Origin of the sequence: Comamonas testosteroni ATCC 11996, from assembly GCF_000241525.1 — a bacterium.
In the GTDB taxonomy this organism is placed as follows: Bacteria; Pseudomonadota; Gammaproteobacteria; order Burkholderiales; family Burkholderiaceae_C; genus Comamonas; species Comamonas testosteroni.
On sequence record NZ_AHIL01000002.1, the window covers coordinates 23,038 to 38,445 of the forward strand.

A 15,408-nucleotide genomic window follows, 5' to 3' on the forward strand; every position below is an offset into this window, starting at 1 on the left:
AGCAAACCACGGCGCCCGGCAACGTCCGATAAGACTATGTCTTGCGATGCATGCGCTGCAGGGCCCAGGCGTGGCGGGCCAGTGTCTGCTGCGCCAGATGGAGCACGGGCGCATCCACCATGCGGCCGTCCAGAACGCAGACACCGCCGCCAGCCTCGGCCAGTGCCTGGCACAGGCGCTGCGCCTGGGTCACTGCAGCGGGGTCGGGGTCGAAGACAGCGTGCAGCGGCTGCACCTGGGCCGGGTGAATGCACAGCTTGCCGCCAAAGCCCATGCGCCGCGCGCGTGCCGCGTCCTGGGCCAGCCGCTCGGGGTTGCGTGTGTCTACTGTCACGCCGTCCACGGCCGCGCCGATGCCGGCGCGGCGCGAGGCCAGGACCAGGGCCATGCGCATGGGCAGGAGTTCTTCCTCGCCCTGCTCGCAGGCCATGCCCGCATCGACCTGGAAGTCCAGGTGGCCGAAGGCCAGGCGCACCACCTGGGGCGCGGCGGCCAGGGCGTCGGCCGCGTCCAGGCCGGCCACGCTTTCGATGAGGGGCAGCACGGCTGCCCGTGCGCCCGCAGCCTTGGCCACCGCATGCAGGGTCTGGGCACGCTCGGCCTTGGAGACCATGGCACCGGCCACGCCCTGCTCCACCAACTGCGCCAGCGCGCGCAGGTCATCCGCATGCCAGGGCGTGCCTTCGGCGTTGATGCGCACCAGCAGGCGGGCACGGGCCGGGCCTTCCAGCGCTTCCACGGCCTGGGCCAGCATCTGGCGCGCGCCCTCCTTGTCGGCCGGTGCCACGGCGTCCTCCCAGTCGGCGATCACCATGTCGGCACCGCTGCCCATGGCCTTGCCCAGGCGCTCGGGCCGCGTGGCGGGGACGAAGAGAAAGGAAGTGGCCTGTCGCGCCAGATCGTGCATGCGTATGTCCTTGCGGGAGTGCTTATTCGGCCGAGACGCCTGCGGCCTTGATGACCTTGTCCCAGCGCGCTACCTCGGCCTGCAGGTGGGTGCGCAGGCCTTCCGGCGTGGCCTTGTCGGGAGTGACCAGGTCGGAGCTGAGTTCGGCGATGCGCTTTTTGACGTTCTCGTCCTTGATGGCCACGTTCAGCGCCTTGTTGATGGCCATGACCACCTCCCTTGGCGTGCCCTTGGGCGCGTACATGCCGTGCCAGACCTTGACGTCAAAGCCCTTCAGGCCCTGCTCGTCCAGCGTCGGAATGCTGGGCAGGGACGACAGACGCTTGGGCGTGGTCACGCCGAAGACCTTGGCGCGCTGGCCGTCCTTGATCACGGGCACGGTCTGGGTGGTCTGGTCACACAGCAGGTCCACCTGGCCGCCCATGAGATCGTTCATGGCAGGGCCTGCACCCTTGTAGGGTACGGTGGTGAGCTTGACGCCCGCCTGGTGCATGAACAGCATGCCGCACAGCTGGGAGACGGCGCCGATGCCGGCATTGGCCAGCGAGACCTTGTCCTGGTTCTTCCTCACGTAGTCCAGCAGCTCGGCGAAGTTGCCGGCCGGGAAGTCCTTGCGCGACAGCAGGGTCATGGGCACGTCCAGCACCTGGCCGATGTACTCGAAGTCCTTGAGCGGGTCATAGGGCAGCTTCTTGTACAGCGCGGGTGCCGTGGCCATGCCCATGTGGTGGATGAGGATGGTGTAGCCGTCCGCCTTGGCCTTGGCTACGCGGGCCGGTGCGATGGTGCCGCCCGCTCCCACGGTGTTTTCCACCAGCACGCTCTGGCCTAGCACCTGCCCCATGGGAATGGCCAGCAGGCGCGCCACCACGTCGGTAGGTCCGCCCGCACTGTAGGGAACGACAAGGACAACCGGCTTCTCCGGCCAGGAACTGGCTTGGGCGCCGGCGCATGCCGCCAGTGCGCAGGCGGCAGCCGCTGCGTGAGCAAGGCGGCGGCGGAAAGGGCTTGTGCTTTGCATGGTTTGTCTCCTGTGCACTTTGGTGGAAGCGGGAGGCGCTCTGGGACGGCGCCTTTCCCGTGGATCCGCCGGCCGGGGCCGGCGGGAAAACTCAGTCCAGCAGGCGCTGCACGCGCGGCCATTGCGCGACCTGCCACAGCCGCTGTACGGCCGCCTTTGCCGGTGCGTCCTGCAACACCCTGCCATAGGCGATCAGCCGCAGCGCCTTGGCCGTGATCTCCTCGCGCGACAACGTGTTGCCGGGGTCACCCTTGGGCTCTTCCACGCGGCCGTGCAGCGTGCGGCCATCGGTGGTGAGCACGGTGACCTTGCCGATCCAGCGGCGCGGGTAGGCGGCATCGACCTCGGCATCCAGAACCATCGAGACCTTCTCGCGCAGGGCCACCGTGGTGGCGGCCAGGTATTCGCTGTCGAATTCGTCGAGGCCGGCATGGCCGTAGCGCGCAGCCAGCGCCAGCACGGTTCCCATGGAGAACTTGCTCTGGTGCACGGTGCTCGGACTGACCACGGGGCCCAGTACATCGATGGCGCCCTGGTGCACATGGCAGGTGACCTGTGCCAGATCTGCGGGGGTCAGGCCATGGTCCTGCATGACCTGCAGCAACGCGTCAGCCGCCGGGTGGGTGTGGCGGCAGGAGGCATGCCATTTGAACGAGGTCTCGGCAGTGGCCCAACGCATGCCCAGACCATCCGTGAGACGCGTTGGATCGGCATCCGTTGACATGCCTGCAGCCAGTCCCTGCGGCCCCGTGAAGATGTCCTGCGCGCCCGTGAAACCGTCCTGCGCCAGGAAGGCGGCCGTCAGCCCCACCGAGGCGGCATGCGCCGTGTGCAGCTGCTTGCTGTCGGCGCCTGTGCGCAGAAACTCCCACAGCCCGGCCGACTGCGTGCCGGCCGAGCCGAAGGCATGCTGCATCTGCTCGGGCGTCAGCTTGAGCAGGCGGCCCACGGCGGCAGCCGCTGCCAGCGTGCCGGCAGTGGCCGTGGTGTGGAAGATGCGGTAGTGGCTGCGGCCCAGAAACTCGCCCACGCGGATGCCGACCTCGTAGCCGGCCACGCAGGCGGCCATGAGCTCGGTGCCGCTGGCGCCGATGCTCTGGGCCACGGCCAGCGCGGGCGGGAAGACCACAGCGGCGGGATGGAACACCGAGCCGTTGTGCACATCGTCCTGCTCGGCCACATGCGAGGCCGCGGCATTGGCCTGGGCCGCCATCATGGGCGAGGTGGTGACGGCACTGCCCAGAATCTCGCAAGGCCCCTGCGCCGGCCCCTGGGACAGCGCGAAGCGCGTAATGCTCTGCACGGGGCGCGCGCCCTGGCCCGCCATCACCGAACCGAACCAGTCCACCCAAAGATCTTCGGCGCGGCGCTGCACCTCCTGCGGAATGTCCTCCCAGCACAGCGTGGCCGCGAACCGGGCCAGCGGATGAATGCTCACTTGGGTGTCGTTTTTCATGGAATCACTCCCGCGCATACGGTGCGCACAGTTCTCACAGAGTCGCTTCTTCGGCGTAAAGGGCACGGATGCGCTCGACCGACCAGCCCAGCTCGGCCAGGATGGCCTCGCTGTGCTCGCCTACGGAGGGCACCGCCTCCATGCGGTAGTCAAAGGCACTGTTGACGCCGGGCGGCAGCAAGGCCTGCACGGGACCGCCCGGACTGTCCACGCTGCACCAGCGCTGACGCGCGGCCAGCTGCTGATGGGCCCACAGGCCGGCCATGTCGTTGACTCGCGCATTGGCAATGCCGGCCGCGTCCAGCCGCTGCACCACCTGGGCAGCATCCAGCGCGTTGAATACATCCAGGATCAGCGCTCGCAGCTCCTCACGGTTGGCGTTGCGTCGCGCGTTGCTGTCGAAGCGCGCATCGCCGGCCAGAGCAGGCTGCAGCAGCACCTGCTCGCAAAAGAGCTTCCATTCGCGCTCGTTCTGCAGGCCCAGCATCACCGTGCCGCCATCACCTGCCTCGAAGGGGCCATAGGGATAGATGCTGGCATGCGAGGCACCCGTGCGCGGCGGCGGCGGCGCGCCGTCCCAGGCGTAGTACATGGGATAGCCCATCCATTCGCCCAGTGCCTCCAGCATGGAGACATCGATATGGCTGCCCTCGCCCGTACGCCCGCGCAGCAGCAGGGCCGAGAGAATATTCGTATAGGCGTACATCCCGGCCGCGATATCGGCCACCGAGATGCCGGCCTTGGACGGCTCCTGCTCCGTGCCCGTGACCGAGAGAAACCCCGCCTCGCTCTGGATCAGCAGGTCATAGGCCTTCTTGTCGCGGTAGGGGCCGTCTGCGCCGTAGCCGCTGATGTCGCAGACGATGAGCTTGGGGTTACGAGCCTTCAGCACCTCCCAGGACAGCCCCATGCGTGCAGCAGCGCCGGGCGCCAGGTTCTGCACCAGCACGTCGGCGCCTTCGAGCAGTTGCATCAGCGCCTCCAGCGCATCGGGCCGCTTGAGATCGAGCGCCAGGCTTTGCTTGCTGCGGTTGATCCAGGTGAAGTGCGAGGAATGGCCGTTGACGCGCTGGTCGTAGCCGCGCGCGAAATCGCCGCTTCCCGGACGCTCCACCTTGATCACGCGCGCGCCTAGATCAGCGAGCTGGCGGGTGCAGAAAGGCGCGGCCACCGCATGTTCCAGCGAGACGACGGTGATGCCGTCGAGGGGTCGAAGACTATGCTTTTTCATCTTGGAAATCCATTGCACTTTGGCGAAACTCACGAACCGAACAACTGGCGCGCTCAAAGCCAGGGACAGCAAGCAGGGGCCTTGGCGGCCCCGCCGCCCCGCAGCGAGGCTGTCGCCGGATGCCCGTACGCCCCCCGGCGCGAAGCGACTCAGGGGGTCTTCATTTCAGAATGAACGTGGCAGGCCCAGCAGGTGCTCGGCCACATAGGAATAGATCAGATTGGTGGAGATCGGCGCCACCTGATAGAGGCGGGTCTCGCGGAACTTGCGCTCCACGTCGTACTCGCAGGCAAAGCCGAAGCCACCGTGGAACTGGATGCAGGCATTGGCCGCCTCCCAGCTGGCCTTGGCCGCGAGATACTTGGCCATATTGGCCTGTGCGCCCATAGCCTGGTTCGCATCGAACAGCTCGCAGGCCTTCCAGCGCATGAGATTGGCGGCCTCGACCTCGATGAAGGCGTCAGCGATCGGGAACTGCACGCCCTGGTTCTGGCCGATGGGACGGCCGAACACCTGACGGTCCTTCACGTAATTCGTCACACGATCCAGGAACCAGTAGCCGTCACCTATGCACTCGGCCGCGATCAGCGTGCGCTCGGCGTTCAGACCGTCGAGGATGTACTTGAAACCCTTGCCTTCCTCGCCGATCAGGTTCTCCTCGGGGATCTCCAGGTTCTCGAAGAACAGCTCGTTGGTCTCGTGGTTGACCATGTTGGGGATGGGGCGCACGGTCAGGCCGCTCTTCTGGGCCTCGGCCAGATCCACCATGAAGATGGACATGCCTTCGCTCTTCTTCTTCACGTCGGCCAGCGGCGTGGTGCGCGCCAGCAGGATCATGAAGTCGCTGTGCTGGATGCGGCTGATCCAGACCTTCTGGCCGTTGACCACATAGCGCCCGTCCTTCTTCACGGCGCTGGTCTTGATCTTGGTGGTGTCCGTGCCCGTGGTGGGCTCCGTGACACCCATGGACTGCAGCCGCCATTCGCCCGAGGCGATGCGCGGCAGGTATTTTTCCTTCTGCGCCTGCGAGCCATGGCGCAGCAGCGTGCCCATGTTGTACATCTGGCCGTGGCAGGCACCCGAGTTGCCGCCGCAGCGGTTGATCTCCTCCATGATGACGCTGGCCTCGGTCAGGCCCAGGCCGCTGCCGCCGTACTCCTGCGGAATCAGCGCGGCCAGCCAGCCCGCCTGCGTGAGCGCGTTGACGAAGGCTTCGGGGTAGATGCGCTGCTCGTCGATCTTGCGGAAATACTCGTCGGGGAACTCCGCGCACAGCGCGCGGATGGCATCGCGGATCTCGTGGTGGTTGTTGGAGCTGGTGTGTTCAATCATTTCAAGCCTTCTGGCGACAAACGCTTGTCCAGCAAGCGCTATCTAGCTATGGGTTCAGTCTTCAAGCCACGGTGGCCGTGGCATGCATGGTCAGAAGCCCTTCGTGGTCCTGCGCCCACAGGTCGATGGTCCTGCCGTCCTCGCGTGGCTTGCCGTGAACACTGAAAGGATGAAGGTCGAAGGTCGGCCGCAAGGCCTTGAAGTCGAACGCGACCAGCCTGGCGCCGGGCAACTGGCGGCGCAGCAGATCGAGCAGCAGCGTGGCAATCAGCGGACCATGCACGATCAGGCCCGGGTAGCCCTCGACCTGGGTCACGTACTGGCGGTCGTAGTGGATGCGGTGACCGTTGAAGGTCAGCGCCGAGTAGCGAAACAGCAGCACGTCGTCGGGAACGATGGTGCGAGACCAGGCCGCCTGGCCGGCGAGCGGCGGCTGCTGCGGTGGCGGCACCGGGTCGCCGGGCCTTGCAGCGCCCCGGTAGACGATGTCGTGCTCTTCGGTCAGCGCCAGACCGTCCTGGTTCGAGAAACGGTGCTCCACCAGCACGAACAGCAGCTCGCCCGAGCGTCCTGTCTTGTGCTGCACGCTGCGGATGGTGGAGACGCGCTGCACCTGCTGCCCCAGGCGCAGCGGATTGAACGCTTCCCAGCGCAGCCGACCGCCCGCCCACATGCGGCGCGGCAGCGGCACGGGCGGCAGGAAGCCGCCGCGCCGGGGATGCCCGTCGGGTCCTATCTCGCTCTGGCGCGCATGCGGCAGGAAATACAGCCAGTGCCATAGCGGCGCCACCGGCGTACCGTGTGCGGGAGCAGGGTCATCCCGGTCCAGCGTGGCCGACAGGGCCCGCAAGGGAGCGGAGGTGATGAGGTCGAGCGTAGTTTCGCTTTTGCTCTGCCAGGCCTGAAGATGCGCCAGATTGGCGTCGTCGATGATTGCAGGTTGCGGTTCTGTCATGGCTGCCATGGTCGAGGCAGCGACGTCGTCAGGCAAGCCGCGTTTTTGAAAGCATGTCTTCAGCGCTGCCTAAGGGCGTGACAACCCGTGGTGCGCAACAGCGGCTTTCACGCTGACGAAGTCCGTCCTCGGGATTGGCAAATGGCGTCCGCGCCGGTTTGCCGGCATGCTGGGCTCATCTCTCACGACAACAGCAAAGGACGACAAGCCATGGCCCAGAAGATGATGCAAGACAAGGTCGTAGTGGTGACCGGCGCCGGAGGCGGCATCGGTCGAGACATTGCCTTGGCCATGGCGGCGTCGGGAGCCAGAGTGGTGGTCAACGACATCGGCACGTCCACCACAGGCGAAGGCACCGACGCCGGTCCGGCGCAGAAAGTGGTCGACGAGATCAAGTCCGCAGGCGGCCAGGCCGTTGCCAGTACCGACAGCGTCTCTGAAGCGGCCAGTGCCAGCCGCATTGTGCAATGCGCGGTGGACAGCTTTGGCCGCATCGATGGCGTCGTCAACAACGCCGGCATTCTGCGCGACCGCTTCTTCCACAAGATGAGCCTGGAGGAGTGGGACGCCGTCATCAAGGTTCATCTCTACGGCAGCTACTTCATGAGCCGCGCCGCCGCCAACCACTTCAAGGAACAGGAAAGCGGCGCCCTGGTCCACATGACGTCCACCTCCGGCCTGATCGGCAACCTGGGCCAGGCCAACTACAGCGCTGCCAAGCTGGGCCTAACCGCCCTGTCCAAATCCATTGCGTTGGACATGGCCAAGTTCAATGTGCGCTCCAACTGCATCGCTCCCTTTGCCTGGAGCCGCATGATCGGCTCCATCCCCACCGATACCCCCGAGCAGCAGGCGCGCGTGGCCAAGATTCAGCAGATGACGCCCAACAAGATCGCGCCGCTGGCGGTCTATCTGCTGTCCGACCAGGCCAGGGATGTGAACGCCCAGGTCTTTGCCGTGCGTAACAACGAGCTGTTTCTGATGAGTCAGCCGCGTCCGCTGCGCTCGGTGCATCGCCGCGAAGGCTGGACACCCGAGTTCATTGCCGAGCACGGCATGCCCGCGCTCAAGGCCTCATTTGTACCCATGGATCGCTCGGCCGACGTGTTCAGCTGGGATCCGGTGTGACCAGCTGCACCCCCTGAGCGGCCACGCCGCTTCCCCCTCTCTCACGCTGCGCGTGGGAGGGGGACGACACCAGCGCGGCGGGGCGGCCCTTGCGCGGTGTCCCCGCCGAAAGAGGCTCCATGCCCCGGCTTGTCTTTACTACCTCGCCTGCTTGCGGGAGAGGCCCCCCACAGCGCCCCATAGCGAATCACACCGAGGAGCCTGTCCATGGCCATTGACTACCACCACCTCAAGGCGCGCCACTTCGAGCCTGTGCACCAGCAATACAGCGCACGCGACAGCATGTTGTATGCGCTCAGCCTGGGTCTGGGCAACGACCCGCTGGATCACAGCGCCCTGCCTTATGTGTTTGAGGGCAAGGACGGCCAGGGCCTGCTCACCCTGCCTTCTCAGGCCGTGGTGCTGGGTTACCCCGGCTTCTGGGCGCGCGAGCCCGACACCGGCATCGACTGGGTCAGGCTGCTGCATGGCGAACAGCGCATGCGGCTGCACCGACCGCTGCCAGCTGCCGCCCAGGTCGTGGGCCACAACCGGGTCACCCATCTGACGGACAAGGGCGAAGACAAGGGCTGCATCATGGTGACAGAGCGCCGCCTGGAAACCACCGACGGCACGCTGCTGGCCACCGTACAGCAGGTATCTTTTCTGCGCGGTGATGGGGGCTTCAGCCAGACCGGACAGCCCACGGACACCCCGCTGCCCGCGCTGCAATCCACACCGGAAGACAATGCACCGCACTTCACAGACATCCAGGCAACTCGCCCCGAGGCCGCGCTGCTCTACCGCCTCTGCGGTGATTACAACCCTCTGCATGCAGACCCCGCAGTCGCCACGGCCGCGGGCTTTGAGCGCCCCATTCTTCATGGTCTGGCCAGCTATGGCCTGGTCACCCGCGCCCTGTTGCGCCAGTGTGCGGGCGGCGATGCCTCACGCTTTCGGGCACTGGACATCCGTTTTGCCTCACCGGTCTTTCCCGGCGAAACCCTGGTCACCGAAATCTGGCGTGTGCCTGGCAGCCAGACGCATTACCAGTTGCGTGCCAAGGTGCAGGAACGCGACAAGCTGGTGCTCAGCCATGGTTTTGCGGAGCTGATGTGATCCCCCTTCGGCGCGTTGAGCCTTCCCCGCATCACGGCGCTCGCAGGCAGGGGATGCGGGGCGCCCCTTGTACGCAGCTCTGACCTAGGCCACGTCGGCTCTGGGCTTTGCACCACCGGTTTGCCTCCCTCTGCCAAGAAGATGTGTGAGGAACTGCCCAGCCTGCACATTCCGTTCTTTCCTCTCTTTGACTGGTACCAACCATGAACACTCCTGCCGTATTGACCGCCGTAGAAAACGGTGTGGGAACCATTAGCCTCAACCGCCCCGAAGCGCGCAACGCCCTGAGCCTGGAAGTGCGCGACGGTCTGGCCCGGGCCGTAGTCCAGATGCGCGACGACGCCAATGTGCACACCGTGATTCTCACCGGCGCCGGCGGCGCCTTCTGTTCGGGCGGCGACATCGGTCTGATGATGAACAGCCGGCAAGACGGTGTGGCTCACCGGGAGCGTATGCGAGCCTTGCACCAATGGTTTGCCGAGCTGGTGAACATGGAAAAACCGGTGATTGCCGCCGTCGATGGCGCGGCCTTTGGTGCCGGACTGAGCCTGGCCCTGGCTGCCGACTTTGTGCTTGCCACACGCCGCTCCAAGTTCTGCGCCGTCTTCGGTCGCATCGGCCTGGTGCCAGACCTGGGCGCCATGCAGCTGCTGCCACGCAGCGTGGGTCTGCAAAAAGCCAAGGAGCTGGTGTTCACCGCACGCACCGTGGCTGCGGACGAGGCCAAGGCTCTGGGCATGGTCTACGACCTCGTCGAAGACGCTGCCGCATTGCAGCTGGCAGCCCAGCAACTGGCCGCCCGTTTTGCCGACGCATCGACGACGGCCATCGGTATGGCCAAGAACATCATGAACCAGTCCTTCGAGCTGAACGCCCATGCAATGGCGGAGCTGGAAGCCAGTGCACAAGCCATTTGCCGCGGCTCCGACTACCACTTGGACGCAGTGCGCCGCTTCAAGGACAAGCAAGCACTGCGCTTTGACTGGGATCGCAAGGAATGAGCACGATTGCTACGCGACTGCAGGCCTTGCTGCGTCCCGGCGACACCTTGTGGTGGGGTCAGGCCACGGCCGAGCCGCTGACCTTGACCCGCACCTTGGTGCAGCACCGTCATGCGCTGGCGCAAGGTGGTCGGTTGCAGGTGTTTGTGGGCCTGGGCCTGTCGGACACACTGCAACCCGCACATGCAGATGTGCTGGATTTTCTGGGCTATGCCGCGAGCGGCCCCCACCGCGCGCTGGCCCAGGCCGGCGTGCTGGACATCATTCCCTCGCACTACTCGCAGCTACCGCCATTGATTGCACAAGGCCATATTCCGGCCGATGTGGTGTTGCTTCAGGTCTCGCCGCCCGATGCACAGGGCCGCCACAGCTTGGGGCAGGTGCGCGAGTACCTGCCCGCCGCCATGGAGCACGCCCGTGTCATCGTGGGCGAAGTCCACCGCGATGTACCGTGGACTGCAGGTGGCCCCTATCTGCAAGCTGGCGACTTTGATCTGCTCATCGATTCCGACGCAGACTTGCTCGACATGGCCCGCACGGAGCCGGGCACCGTAGAGCAGGCGATTGCTGCCCATATTGCCGGTCTGGTTGAGGATGGCAGCTGCCTGCAGCTGGGCGTGGGCAATCTGCCCGAAGCCGTGCTGACCGCACTGCACCGGCACAGGGACCTGGGCTTGCACAGCGGCGCCATCGGCGACGGGGTGGTCGCCCTGGCCGATGCCGGCGTGCTGACCCACGCGCGCAAGAGCGTAGATCCCGGCATCGGCACCGCAGGCGTGCTGATGGGCGGGGCAGGTCTGCGCCAATGGGCCCATTGCAACCCACGGCTGCAGATGCGCGACACCGCTTACACCCACCACCCCGAAGTCCTGGCAGCCATGGACAAGCTGGTGGCGATCAATTCCGCCATTGAAGTGGATCTGACCGGTCAGATCAATGCCGAGGTGGCCGGCGGCATCTATATGGGCGCCGTCGGCGGCGCCGTGGACTTTCTACGCGGTGCTGCCCGCAGCAAAGGAGGTCTGCCGATTCTGGCCCTGCCCTCCACCGCCAAGACACACAGCCGCATCGTGCCCCGGCTTGGCGGACCGGTAAGCACGCCGCGCGCCGATGCCGGACTGATCGTCACCGAGCACGGCGTGGCCGACCTGCGCGGCCAACCACTGTCCAGGCGCGTGCGCCGCCTGATCGACATTGCCGCACCGCAGCACCGAGAACATCTGGAACAGCAGGCCCATGGTCTGCTGCGCCAGTGCGGAGCAGTTTTCCCTTGCTGAGCCGCTTTCCCATCACCACCACAAGGAGCCCCCACCATGCGCCGCGCCGCCATTGTTTCCCCGCTTCGCACCCCCGTCGGTACTTTCGGAGGCAGCCTGCGCCCCGTCCCCGTGGAGGAGCTGGCTGCCACCACGGTGCGCGCCGTGGTAGAGCGCAGCGGCATAGACCCCGCCCGCATCGATGATGTGGTGTTCGCCCAGTCGTATGCCAGCAGCGAGACCCCTTGCGTGGGCCGCTGGGCCGCCTTACAGGCCGGCCTGCCGGTGGAGGTGCCGGGCATGCAGCTGGACCGCCGCTGCGGCGGTGGCCTGCAGGCCGTTGCAACGGCAGCCATGATGGTGCAAAGCGGCGCGGCTGACGTGGTGATTGCCGGTGGCGTGGAGAGCATGAGCAACATCGAGTACTACAGCCCCGACATGCGCTGGGGCGCGCGCTCGGGCAATGTGCGCATGTACGACCGCCTGGATCGCGGCCGTGAGCGCTCGCAGCCCGTGGAGCGCTTTGGCAAGATCTCGGGAATGATCGAGACGGCCGAGAACCTGGCCCGCGACTACGGCATCAGCCGCGATGCGGCCGACGCCTTTGCCATGCGCAGCCACCAGCGTGCCGCCGATGCCTGGGCCGCTGGTCGCTTTCACCACGAAGTCGTTCCCGTGAGCGTGCCCCAGCGCAAGGGCGAGCCTCTGCTCTTCAGCCAGGACGAGGGCTTTCGCGCCGCCACCACCATGGACAGCCTGGCCAGGCTACGCGTGCTGATGCCGGGCGGCACGGTGACGGCGGGCAACGCCAGCCAGCAAAACGATGCTTCGGCGGCCTGCCTTATCGTGGCAGAGGACAAGCTGGCCGAACTGGGCCTGACGCCCATGGCCGCCCTGGTGGGATGGGCGGCAGCGGGCTGCGAGCCTTCGCACATGGGCATAGGCCCGGTTGCGGCCGTTAAGAAGCTGCTGGCACGCCTGCACCTCACGCTAGACGATATGGATCTGGTGGAACTCAATGAGGCCTTTGCCTGTCAGGTTCTGGCCGTGCTCAAAGGCTGGGAGTGGCATGACCAGGCGGCCATCGAGCACAAGCTGAACGTGAATGGCTCCGGCATCTCGCTGGGCCACCCCATTGGCGCCACCGGCGTGCGCATTCTGGCCACGCTGCTGCACGAACTTGAACGGCGCAAAGGCCGCTATGGCCTGGAGACCATGTGCATCGGTGGCGGCCAGGGCATTGCCGCCGTTTTCGAGCGTTACTGAACACCGTCTCCTCGGTTGTGCTTGCCACCGGCAGTCTTGGCCGGTGGCTTTTTTGCGTGACTGTGCAGGGATGGCTCAGGGTTACTACCCCATAAAAACGCGCAAAGCCCGGGTTCGCAAAATGCAGATTCCCGTAGGCAACCGACTCGCCCACCATGGCGTCTTGTCGGTAAACCAGGCCCGATACGCATGACCTTCATGCATACCCACAAGGGCCCCATCACCAGGAGACAAGACATGCATACCTGCACACGTCGCAACGTTCTACTGTCCGCGTTGGCGCTGAGCGCGGCCACCACGGCCATGGCCCAGATCGGTGCCAGCAGCGCCCCTGTTCGCCTGCTGGTCGGCTACTCGGCCGGCGGCCCTGTGGACCAGGGCGCCCGCCTGTTTGCACAAGCGCTTTCCAAGGAGCTGGGCAGCCCGGTCACCGTGGAGAACAAGACCGGCGCCAATGCCACGCTGGCCGGCAGCGAGGTGATGCGCGCCAAGCCCGACGGCAAGACCCTCTGGTTTGCGGCCAGCCCCACCATCACCATCAGCCCCAATGTGATGAAGCAAATGCAGTTCGATCCGGCCAAGGATCTGAGCGCACTGGCCCCCGTGCTGAGCTACTACAACGTGCTGGTGATCAACAAGAACGAGCCCTACAGCAACGCAGCCGAGCTGGTCAGCTACGCCAAGGCCCATCCCCAGAAACTCAGCTATGGCTCGGCCGGCATCGGCGGCTCCAATCATCTTGGCGCTCTGCTGTTCGCCACGCGCAGCGGCATCGAGATGAATCATGTGCCCTACAAAGGCAATGCCCCGGCCATGAACGATGTGATCGGCGGCCAGATCAGCATGATGATGGACATCATCAGCACCGCCAGCACCTTTATACACAGCCATAAGGTGCGGGCCGTGGCGGTGACCTCGCCCAGGCGCAACCCCTCTCTGCCCGATGTACCGACCTTTGCCGAATCCGGCATCGAGGGCCTCAAGGGCTTTGACGTGGGCGGCTGGTATGGAGTCTACGGACCCAAGGGCATGTCGCCGGAGCTGGTGCAGCAGATGAACAAAGCCATCAATGCCGCACTGGGCCAGCCCGAGCTGAAAAAGCGCTACGCAGAACTGGGCTATGACGAATGGACCGGCTCTGCCCAGACGCTGGCCGACCGCGCCGCCAAGGAGCGCGCCATGTGGGCCACCGTGACCCATGGCATCGAGATCAACTGACCATGACTGCACGCATCCACCATTTGCTGGAACGCAGCCTGGAGCAGGGAGCCGATGCCCCTTTCATCCTGCTGCCCGATCGCAGCCTCAGTTTTGGAGACATCTCCCGCCTGGCCGATCAAGCCGAGAAGGAGTTGCGCAGCCTGCAGGTACGCCCCGGCGACCGCGTGATGGTCGTGGCCGAGAACTGCCCCGAACACGCAGCGCTGATCTTTGCATGCAGCCGCATAGGTGCCTGGTCTTGCGGCGTCAACGCGCGCATGGCGCCGACCGAAATCGATGCCTTCGCCGAACGTGCCGATGCGCGCACCGTGTACTTCACGGCCAGCGCTTCCGCCAGCGCACAAGCACATGCCCGGCGCTACCAGGCCCTGCCCAGCTGTCTGCCAGGCATGGCCTACAGCCCGATCAGGGCGGACAGCCTCAGCGAAACCGGGCCGCTGCAATCCGAGGTGGCAGGCCTAATCTTCACTTCTGGTACCACGGGCCAGCCCAAGGGAGTGATGCTGGGCCATGATGCGCTGTGCCATTTTGCGCAGCAGTCTGCGGCCTCGCGTGCGCTGTCGCCGGCTGACCGCTGCTATGCCTTCGTACCCATGACGCACATCTTTGGCCTGGCCACCGTCATGTTCACGGCCTTGCATGCGCGGGCCCAGCTGGTAATGCGCCCCCAGTTCGACCCGGCCGATCTGCTGGATGCACTCGAATACCATGGAGTCTCGCAACTGCAAGGTCCGCCCGCACTGTTCTCTCGTCTGTTGGCCTATCTGCAGGAGCAAGGCATAGATCAGGTCAAGGCTCCGGCGCTGCGCTTTGTCTATACCGGTGCCGGCCCTCTCGACATGGCGCTCAAGGAACGTGTGGAAAACCTCTTCGGTCAGGCCCTGCACCACGGCTACGGCCTGTCGGAATACGCGGGCTCGGTCCACATCACCCGCATGCGCGAGTGGCGCAAGGACACCAGCGCTGGCTATGCCGTGGCCGATGCCGAAGTACAGGTGACCGACCCAGCCACTGGCCAGGCCCTGCCCTGCGGAGAGCGCGGAGAGCTGTGGGTGCGCGGCCGCGGTCTGATGCCCGGCTATTTCCGCGACCCGCAAGCCACTGCGGCAGCCATGCGCCCCGGAGGCTGGTATGCCAGCGGCGACCTGGGCGAGCTGAGTTCAGACGGCGCTCTGTGGGTAGTGGGCCGCCTGAAGGAAATGATCATTCGCTCCGGCTTCAACGTCTATCCCGCAGAGGTCGAGACCGCACTCAACGCACATCCCAGCATCGAGCGCTCGGCCGTGGTGGGACGCAGGGAGGCCGATGGCAACGAACAGGTGATTGCCTTTGTGGAACTGCGCCCCGGTTCCCAGCTGGATATCCCGGCCCTGCAAGCCCATTTGCGCGAACGCCTTGCGCCCTACAAGCGCCCATCCCGCATCGAGACGGTGGCAGCGCTGCCTACCAACCCCAACGGAAAAATCGTCAAGCGCCTGCTGCATGCCCAGGCCGAGTCCCTTCCCATGTGAGGCCCGGGCCTCCGCCAAGATCCAG

At 65.7% G+C, this 15,408-nt stretch carries 13 protein-coding genes; 7 read left to right on the forward strand and 6 right to left on the reverse strand.

Translation table 11 applies throughout. The features are described from left to right. Nucleotides 1–34 precede the first annotated feature (34 nt). The 6 genes from CTATCC11996_RS00130 to CTATCC11996_RS00155 all read right to left on the reverse strand — a co-directional run bounded on the left by CTATCC11996_RS00130 (nucleotide 35) and on the right by CTATCC11996_RS00155 (nucleotide 6,911). A complete protein-coding gene (locus CTATCC11996_RS00130) occupies nucleotides 35–907 on the reverse strand; it encodes an HpcH/HpaI aldolase/citrate lyase family protein (protein WP_003071729.1) in 873 nt (290 codons plus the stop codon). Nucleotides 908–929: 22 nt separating this feature from the next. After that, nucleotides 930–1,928, reverse strand: a complete 999-nt coding sequence (locus CTATCC11996_RS00135) for a tripartite tricarboxylate transporter substrate-binding protein (protein ID WP_003071730.1) — start codon at nucleotides 1,926–1,928, stop codon at nucleotides 930–932. Nucleotides 1,929–2,019: 91 nt separating this feature from the next. Beyond that, a complete protein-coding gene (locus CTATCC11996_RS00140) occupies nucleotides 2,020–3,384 on the reverse strand; it encodes an MmgE/PrpD family protein (RefSeq protein ID WP_003071731.1) in 1,365 nt (454 codons plus the stop codon). A 34-nt stretch (nucleotides 3,385–3,418) separates the two neighbouring features. Continuing rightward, nucleotides 3,419–4,615: a CaiB/BaiF CoA transferase family protein gene (locus tag CTATCC11996_RS00145; protein WP_003071732.1), complete on the reverse strand. Its 1,197-nt coding sequence runs from the start codon at nucleotides 4,613–4,615 to the stop codon at nucleotides 3,419–3,421. Nucleotides 4,616–4,780: 165 nt separating this feature from the next. Then, nucleotides 4,781–5,947: an acyl-CoA dehydrogenase family protein gene (locus CTATCC11996_RS00150; protein ID WP_003071734.1), complete on the reverse strand. Its 1,167-nt coding sequence runs from the start codon at nucleotides 5,945–5,947 to the stop codon at nucleotides 4,781–4,783. A gap of 61 nt (nucleotides 5,948–6,008) precedes the next feature. Continuing rightward, a complete protein-coding gene (locus tag CTATCC11996_RS00155) occupies nucleotides 6,009–6,911 on the reverse strand; it encodes an HTD2 family dehydratase (protein ID WP_034347901.1) in 903 nt (300 codons plus the stop codon). Nucleotides 6,912–7,112: 201 nt separating this feature from the next. On the opposite strand from CTATCC11996_RS00155, the gene CTATCC11996_RS00160 reads away from it, so the two are divergent. The 7 genes from CTATCC11996_RS00160 (at nucleotide 7,113) to CTATCC11996_RS00190 (ending at nucleotide 15,383) form a co-directional block, all read left to right on the forward strand. After that, nucleotides 7,113–8,030: an SDR family NAD(P)-dependent oxidoreductase gene (locus CTATCC11996_RS00160; protein WP_003071736.1), complete on the forward strand. Its 918-nt coding sequence runs from the start codon at nucleotides 7,113–7,115 to the stop codon at nucleotides 8,028–8,030. Nucleotides 8,031–8,237: 207 nt separating this feature from the next. After that, complete coding sequence (locus tag CTATCC11996_RS00165; RefSeq protein ID WP_003071737.1) at nucleotides 8,238–9,128, forward strand: MaoC/PaaZ C-terminal domain-containing protein; 891 nt, start codon at nucleotides 8,238–8,240, stop codon at nucleotides 9,126–9,128. A 203-nt stretch (nucleotides 9,129–9,331) separates the two neighbouring features. Further along, the gene (locus CTATCC11996_RS00170; protein ID WP_003071738.1) at nucleotides 9,332–10,129 is read left to right on the forward strand and encodes an enoyl-CoA hydratase/isomerase family protein; all 798 of its coding nucleotides are present in this window, start codon (nucleotides 9,332–9,334) and stop codon (nucleotides 10,127–10,129) included. Beyond that, nucleotides 10,126–11,406 (forward strand): acetyl-CoA hydrolase/transferase family protein, encoded by a 1,281-nt coding sequence (locus CTATCC11996_RS00175; protein ID WP_003071739.1) that lies wholly within the window; start codon nucleotides 10,126–10,128, stop codon nucleotides 11,404–11,406. The genes CTATCC11996_RS00170 and CTATCC11996_RS00175 overlap by 4 nt, the downstream gene beginning before the upstream one ends. Before the next feature lie 36 nt (nucleotides 11,407–11,442). Continuing rightward, nucleotides 11,443–12,651 (forward strand): acetyl-CoA C-acetyltransferase, encoded by a 1,209-nt coding sequence (locus CTATCC11996_RS00180; protein WP_003070456.1) that lies wholly within the window; start codon nucleotides 11,443–11,445, stop codon nucleotides 12,649–12,651. Nucleotides 12,652–12,888: 237 nt separating this feature from the next. After that, nucleotides 12,889–13,869, forward strand: a complete 981-nt coding sequence (locus CTATCC11996_RS00185; RefSeq protein WP_003071741.1) for a Bug family tripartite tricarboxylate transporter substrate binding protein — start codon at nucleotides 12,889–12,891, stop codon at nucleotides 13,867–13,869. Nucleotides 13,870–13,871: 2 nt separating this feature from the next. Next, entirely contained in the window at nucleotides 13,872–15,383 is a 1,512-nt protein-coding gene (locus CTATCC11996_RS00190) for a class I adenylate-forming enzyme family protein (protein WP_003071742.1), read from the forward strand. Nucleotides 15,384–15,408: the final 25 nt, after the last annotated feature.

Excerpts from the sequence above, each read along its gene's own strand:
- CTATCC11996_RS00145 (WP_003071732.1), bottom strand. The coding sequence starts at position 4,615 with ATGAAAAAGCATAGTCTTCGACCCCTCGACGGCATCACCGTCGTCTCG.
- CTATCC11996_RS00185 (WP_003071741.1), top strand. The coding sequence starts at position 12,889 with ATGCATACCTGCACACGTCGCAACGTTCTACTGTCCGCGTTGGCGCTG.
- CTATCC11996_RS00155 (WP_034347901.1), bottom strand. The coding sequence starts at position 6,911 with ATGGCAGCCATGACAGAACCGCAACCTGCAATCATCGACGACGCCAAT.
- CTATCC11996_RS00165 (WP_003071737.1), top strand. The coding sequence starts at position 8,238 with ATGGCCATTGACTACCACCACCTCAAGGCGCGCCACTTCGAGCCTGTG.
- CTATCC11996_RS00160 (WP_003071736.1), top strand. The coding sequence starts at position 7,113 with ATGGCCCAGAAGATGATGCAAGACAAGGTCGTAGTGGTGACCGGCGCC.
- CTATCC11996_RS00135 (WP_003071730.1), bottom strand. The coding sequence starts at position 1,928 with ATGCAAAGCACAAGCCCTTTCCGCCGCCGCCTTGCTCACGCAGCGGCT.
- CTATCC11996_RS00150 (WP_003071734.1), bottom strand. The coding sequence starts at position 5,947 with ATGATTGAACACACCAGCTCCAACAACCACCACGAGATCCGCGATGCC.
- CTATCC11996_RS00175 (WP_003071739.1), top strand. The coding sequence starts at position 10,126 with ATGAGCACGATTGCTACGCGACTGCAGGCCTTGCTGCGTCCCGGCGAC.
- CTATCC11996_RS00180 (WP_003070456.1), top strand. The coding sequence starts at position 11,443 with ATGCGCCGCGCCGCCATTGTTTCCCCGCTTCGCACCCCCGTCGGTACT.
- CTATCC11996_RS00140 (WP_003071731.1), bottom strand. The coding sequence starts at position 3,384 with ATGAAAAACGACACCCAAGTGAGCATTCATCCGCTGGCCCGGTTCGCG.
- CTATCC11996_RS00170 (WP_003071738.1), top strand. The coding sequence starts at position 9,332 with ATGAACACTCCTGCCGTATTGACCGCCGTAGAAAACGGTGTGGGAACC.
- CTATCC11996_RS00130 (WP_003071729.1), bottom strand. The coding sequence starts at position 907 with ATGCACGATCTGGCGCGACAGGCCACTTCCTTTCTCTTCGTCCCCGCC.
- CTATCC11996_RS00190 (WP_003071742.1), top strand. The coding sequence starts at position 13,872 with ATGACTGCACGCATCCACCATTTGCTGGAACGCAGCCTGGAGCAGGGA.